The 4,113-nt window shown below is 74.8% G+C and carries 2 protein-coding genes; both read right to left on the bottom strand.

The features are described from left to right. Positions 1-969: beta-ketoacyl synthase N-terminal-like domain-containing protein (locus AB0P24_RS47600; RefSeq protein ID WP_365805697.1), on the bottom strand; the 969-nt coding region annotated here is incomplete at its 3' end. Positions 970-987: 18 nt separating this feature from the next. Beyond that, the coding region (locus AB0P24_RS47595; RefSeq protein ID WP_365805695.1) for a type I polyketide synthase at positions 988-4,113 on the bottom strand (3,126 nt) is incomplete at its 5' end.

The following is a 4,113-nucleotide window of genomic DNA, read 5'->3' as shown; positions in this document are numbered from 1 at the left end:
CCGGCGGATGACGCGTTGCTGCGACGGGCCGTTGGGGGCGGTGAGGCCGTTGGAGGCGCCGTCCTGGTTGACGGCGCTGCCGCGCACCACCGCCAACACCCGGTGCCCCAGCCGTTCCGCGTCCGACAGGCGCTCCACCAGCAGCACGCCCACGCCCTCCGCCCAGCCCGTGCCGTCCGCTGCTGCGCCGTACGCCTTGCAACGGCCGTCCTCGGCCATGCCGCGCTGCCGGGAGAATCCGACGAAGACGCTGGGCGTCGACATGACGGTGGCGCCGCCCGCCAGGGCCATGGAACACTCGCCCGACCGGAGGGCCTGGGCCGCCAGGTGCAGGCACACCAGGGAGGACGAGCACGCCGTGTCGATGGTCATGGCGGGGCCCTCGAAGCCGAGCGCGTACGACACCCGGCCGGTGAGCACGCTCGCCGAGCTGCCCGTCATCAGGTAGCCCTCGACGCCGTCGGGAACCGCGTCGACATCGGTGGCGTAATCCTGGTTGAGGGTGCCGAAGTAGACGCCGACGTTCTTGCCGCGCAGGGCGGTCGGGTCGATGCCGGCCCGTTCGAACGCCTCCCATGACGTTTCGAGGAGCAGCCGCTGCTGCGGGTCCATCGCCAGGGCCTCGCGCGGGGAGATGCCGAAGAAACCCGCGTCGAAGTCGCCCGCGTCGCGCAGGAAACCGCCCTCGCGGACGTAGCTGGTGCCGGGGTGGTCGGGGTCCGGGTCGAAGAGGTTGTCCAGGTCCCAGTCGCGGTCCTCGGGGAAGGCGCCGACGGCGTCGCCACCGGCCGCCACCAGGTTCCACAGGTCCTCGGGTGACGTCACGCCGCCCGGCAGCCGGCAGGCCATGCCGACGATCGCGACGGGTTCCGTGCGTGCGGCCTCGATCTGGTTGAGCCGCTGCCGGGTCTCGTGCAGGTCGGCGGTCACCCGCTTGAGATACCGGACCAGTTTCTCGTCATTGTCCACCGGGGGTCACCTTCCTCTTCACTCGTGGGCGCGGCTGGAGTCCGACGGGTCGACGATCCCGAACTCCTCGTCGATGAAGGCCAGGACGTCGTCGACCGACGCTGTGTCGAGCGTCGTCTGGATGCTGTCGGTGCCGCCGGCCGGTCCGGGGGCGACGCTGCTGAGCCGGGCCGCCAGCACCCGGAGCCGGGCGGCGGCGACGGTGTCCTTGGCCCGGTCGGCCGGGCGGGCCGCCACCAGGTCCTCCAGCCGTGCCAGCTCGCCCAGCAGCGGGTCCTCCGCGGTGCCTGTGTCCAGCAGGGTGTTCAGGTGGTCGGCGAGTGCCACGGGTGTCGGGAAGTCGAAGGCGAAGGTGGCGGGGAGGCGCAGCCCGGTGCGGGCGAGGAGCCGGTCGCGCAGTTCGATCACCGTGAGCGAGTCGAAGCCGACGTCGGTGAAGGCCGCCCCGTGGCCGATGCGGCCGGCGGAGGTGTGACCGAGGACGTGGGCCGCTTCCTGCCGGACCAGGTCGAGGAGGATCGCCTGCCGGTCGGCGGCGCCCACGCCGGCCAGCCGGGTGCTGAGCGCCTCCGCTCCGTCGGCCGGTGCCCGCCTGACCCGCTGCCGCCCGCGCCGGGGTTGGGGGACCAGACCGCGCAGCAGCGGGGGGACCGGTCCGCCGGCGGCCTGGGCACGCAGGGCGCCCACGTCCAGCTTCATGGGGAGCAGTACCGGCGTGCCGCCGCGCAGTGCGGCGTCGAACAGTTCCATGCCCTCAGCCGCCGACAGCGGTGTCATGCCGTCGCGGGCGAGCCTGCGGTGGTCGGTGGCGTCGAGTCCGGCCGTCATGCCGGCGTCCTGGGCCCACATGCCCCAGCCGAGGGAGAGCGCCGGGAGTCCTCGGGCGGCGCGGTGCTGTGCCAGGGCGTCCAGGTAGGCGTTGGCGGCGGCGTAGTTGCCCTGCCCCGAGCTGCCGAAGGTGCCGGCCGCGGAGGAGAAGAGGACGAAGGCGGAGAGGTCCGAACCGGCGGTCAGTTCGTGGAGGTGGCGGGCGCCGTCCGCCTTCGGGCGCAGCACCGTGTCCATACGGTCCAGTGCCAGCGCCGTCAGTACGCCGTCGTCCAGTACGCCGGCCGTGTGCACCACCGCCGTCAGCGGCGCGTCGGCCGGTACCCCGGCCAGCAGGCCGGCCACGGCCTCCCGGTCCCCGACGTCGCAGGAGAGCACGTGGACGCGAGCCCCGGCCGCCTCCAGTTCCGCCGCCAGTTCGGCCGCGCCGGGCGCCTTGGGCCCGCTCCTGCTGGCCAGGAGGAGGCTGCGCGCTCCGTGCGTACGCACCAGGTGCCGGGCCACCACCGCGCCGAGCGACCCCGTGCCGCCCGTGACGAGCACCGTGCCGTCGCCGATCGGCGTGCCGCAGGTCACGGGTGCCCCACCCGGAGCCTCGGCGCGCACGAGCCGGCGCAGGAAGCACCGTCCCTCGCGGACCGCGGCCTGTGTCTCGTCGGCGGCGAACAGGGCGGGTACGAGCGTGCTCAGTGCCGTGCGCGAGGACGGAGCGTCGTCGATGTCGACCAGGGCGACGCGTCCGGCGTTCTCCGACTGCGCGGTCCCGGCCAGACCCCACAGGGCGCCGAGCGCGGGGTCGACATCCTCTCCCGGTGCCACGGCCACCGCGCCCCTGGTGATCACGGCCAGCCGCGTGCCGTCCAGGGCCGGTTCGGCCGACCACGCCTGGACGACGGCCAGCAGGCGGCCGGTCAGGTCGCGCAGGGCGCCGGGTTCCGTCAGCTCGACCGTCAGCGTGCCGGTGAGGCCGCCGCCGCGTGCGGCCAGTGCACGCACGTCCGCCGCCGTGCCGACCGGCACCGTCACGGACTCCGTGACGTGGTCCGGGGCGGACGGTGCCGCCGGCGCCGTCTCCTCCCAGTCCGGGCGCAGCAGGTGCTCGGCGGCCTGGCCGCCGGCGAACCGCGCGGGCTCGACCGGGCGGGACACCATCGAGCCCACGGACGCGACGGGGGCGCCGGTCCCGTCGGCCAGGTGCAGGGTCATGCTGTCCCCGCCGGTCGGAACCACCCGTACCCGCACGGCCGTGGCACCCGTGGCGTGCAGGGTGACGTCGCGCCACACGTAGGGCAGTGTCGTGTGCGCGCCGGTACGGTCGGCGCGGTGCTGGAAGTCAGCCGCGTGCAGGGCGGCGTCGAGGAGCGCCGGGTGCAGTCCGAAGGCCGCCGCCCGGTCCTCGTGGTCGTCGGGCAGGGCCACCTCGGCGTACACCGCGCCGTCCACGCGCCAGGCGGCCCGCACCCCCTGGAACACGGGCCCGTAGCGGTACCCGGCCTGCTCCAGACCGTCGTACAGTGTCGCCACCTCCGCCGGGTCCACGGCGACGGCGCCCGCCGGCGGCCACACCGACAGGTCCACCGCCTCCGGCGTCGTACTCGGCGTCGTATCCGGTGTCGTCTCCGGCGCGGATACCGGACGCAGCGTCCCGGAGACGTGGCGGACCCAGGCGGCGCCCGCGTCCTCGGCCCGCGAGTGCATCCGTACCGTGCGCCGGCCGTCCTCCCCGGCCGCCCCCACGCTCACCCGCAGCCGCACCCCGGTGCCCTCGGCCAGCGCCAGCGGTGTCTCCATGACCAGTTCCTCGACCGCGCCGCACCCCACCTCGTCACCGGCCCGCACGGCCAGTTCCACGAAGGCCGCACCGGGCAGCAGTACCGCCCCGGCCGCGACGTGGTCGGCCAGCCACGGGTGGGTGGCCAGGGACAGCCGGGACGTGAACAGCACCTCCTCCGACTCCGGCACCTCCACCATCGCGCCCAGCAACGGGTGACCGGTCTCCTCCAAGCCCGCCGCCCTCACGTCGCCGGCCGCCGCGCCGTCCGCCGTCAGCCAGTAGGTCTCCCGCTGGAACCGGTAGGTCGGCAGGTCGGCCGGGCCGGCGTCGGTCCGGCCCAGCAGCGCGGACCGGTCGACCGATACGCCCCGGGTGTGGCAGACGGCCAGTGCCGTGAGGACGGCGCGCGCCTCGTCGCCGTCGCGGCGTAGCGCGGGCACGAACACCGCCTGGTTTTCCGTGCCGGAGTCGAGGTTTTCGCGGGCCATGGCGGTGAGGGTGCTGTCGGGGCCGAGTTCGAGGTAGGTGGTGACGCCGTAGGC

Source organism: Streptomyces sp. NPDC086519, assembly GCF_040686075.1.
In the GTDB taxonomy this organism is placed as follows: Bacteria; Actinomycetota; Actinomycetes; order Streptomycetales; family Streptomycetaceae; genus Streptomyces; species Streptomyces shenzhenensis.
Note: the sequence above shows the minus strand (reverse complement) of the source record. Positions and strands in the feature narration are given on the sequence as shown.